Origin of the sequence: Colidextribacter sp. OB.20, assembly GCF_009911595.1 — a bacterium.
Classification (GTDB): Bacteria; Bacillota; Clostridia; order Oscillospirales; family Oscillospiraceae; genus Lawsonibacter.
The window spans coordinates 1-2,234 of record NZ_QWKG01000130.1 but is presented as its reverse complement, the minus strand read 5'-3'; the positions used below and the strand labels follow the sequence as shown (position 1 = coordinate 2,234).

Sequence of the window (2,234 nt, the reverse complement as noted above, 5' to 3'; positions counted from 1 at the left end):
CGGCCGGTGGTGATGTTGTCCAGCTTGCCGTCAGCGTCGTACTCCACCAGGACGATCTGAGTGGGATCATCGCCGTCCACGGTGTCATACTTGTACACGGTTTCCTCTTTGTACTGATTCAGCCAGAAGGTCTCGTCACCCACGGCGTTGATGGTGAGCAGAGCCTGAGGCAGAGCATCGTTGTCGCCGTCCTTCCACTCAACGACCTTGGTGATGTACTCGCCGTCCTCGATGGTCTTCTCCACCTTGTACAGGTGGCCGGCCTTCAGGTTCAGTCTGTCGCTGTCGCCGCCGTTCAGAGCGTTGGTGCGGACATAGAAGTGGCTCTGACGCTCGCCGTTGACATAGGCGTTGTCAAAATCCCAGTAGTTGTCGCCGTCATACTTGAAGGTCTCGCGGTCGGTGTCCTTCAGCATGAAGTATACACTGCTGCTGTCATAGATGTCGCCGTCCAGGACGAAGACAACCTTGGCCACGCCCTTGTTCAGGACATAAGCCACGTTGGCGTTGTCCACGTTGGGGACTTCCTTGTAGCCGGTGTAGACCTTGCCGTTGGCGTCGTCCACGAAGATGGTCTTGGCGTCCACGATGAACTCGTTGTTCTCCTTAGTCGTACCATCCGCGTTCGGACGGGTGCCGGTGACATAGGCCTTGCCGGTCTCGATCTTGGCATCGGTCATGTACCACTGGGTGTCCTTGTCCTCGGTATTGTTCCAGGTCTTCTGAGGCTCAATGAACTTCAGGGTGTACACGCCGCTGTCGCTGACGGAGTACTTCCAGATCAGCTGGTCGATGTTGGAGGCCTTTGTGCCAGTGCTGCCGCCGACCAGCTCATAGTCAACCCAGTCGATCCCGGCCTTTTTGAACGTAACTTTGTTTGTAGCCGGAGCAGGATCATTCAGCTGGGGATGATAGTATTCCTCTGTAATGCCGTCGTCCAGGCCATCCAGCTCGTCCTTGACCTCGACCTTGGCGGAGGTGTTGTCGGTGAGCAGGACCTTAGCGATCCAATCCCGCAGCTCCTCGTCGGAGTCCTTGACGTACAGGTACTGGTTGGGCTTCTGGTTGGCCTCACGGAAGGCCACAACATAGCCGTTGGGGTCCAGCAGCAGGTCGTAGTCAGTCTTCAGAGCGGGGTGGACGGAGTTGTTCAGCTCGTCCAGGTCATAGACCATGTGGCTCTGATGGCTCTCACCATTCTTGGTGCTGCCCTGATACTGGAAGGAGTAGGGGTACTTGGTGCCGTCCTGCTCAAAGCGCAGGTAGGTATCGCTGTCGTCCTTATCCTTCTCCACGCGGTTGATCTCGCCGGTGACAACCTCGGGCTCGAACATCTCAGCGATGACGTAATCCTTGTCATCCTCCACGTAGTCCATGGTGTAGATGACATAGTCGTCCTCGGCGTAGCTGCCGGTGTAGAAGGTGCGCTCGTTCAGGCTGGAGCCGGTGGACAGCTCCTTCACGGTGACATACCGGCCGCCCTTGTCCTCCTTCACGCTGGAGACCTGGCCGATGTAGTAGTTGATCTCGATGACGTCAACAGTCTGCTCGTCGTCGTCGATGTAGATCTCGGTCTGGGTGCCCTTGGCGGTGTAGATGTAGCGCTTGTCGCCAGCGGTGCCGGACTTGGGAATCAGGTCCTTGCCGTCCTTGCCGGCAACCTTTTCCTCGACCTCTTTACCGTTGACATAGGCAACCCAGGTGTAGCCCCGATCCTTGTCCTTGGCAGTGTCTGTGCAGACAGTCTTGCCCAGGTCGGAGTACACGTCCTTCTCCTTGGTCTTGTCGGTGTACACATAGGTCGCGGCGTTGGGAACGGTGATGATCTCGTCCTTCTCCTGCAGCCGGACCAGGCTGGGCTTCAGGCCGCCGTCGGTGGTCAGCTGGTCAGTCTTGGTGATGGTGCCGGAGGAGGTGGTGGAGTTGCCGGCGTTGTAGCGGCCCACGCCCCAGGTGGTGGCAGGACGGCCGTACATGTCGCGGGTGTCGCTCTTGTAGACCAGGTCAAAGTTCTTGTAGCCCAGGGTCTGGAGGTAGTTGAACTCCAGGGAGTAGATGATACCCTGGTTCTCGTTGTAGTACACGCCGAGGAGCTCGTTGTACTGCACGGGAACGGTCTTGGTGATGGCGTTGAAGACCATCTCGGCCACGTTGTCGCGGGCCAGCTCGGCGTTGGTGGGCAGGTTCAGATTGCCGAACATGTTGATCTTGGTGGCCTGGGCGATGGAGGCCAG

1 protein-coding gene is annotated in these 2,234 nt (G+C 58.0%); it reads right to left on the bottom strand.

Annotated elements, in window-relative coordinates:
- Positions 1–2,234 (bottom strand): hypothetical protein (locus D1641_RS18725; RefSeq protein WP_160668479.1); only part of this gene is annotated, 2,234 nt, incomplete at both ends.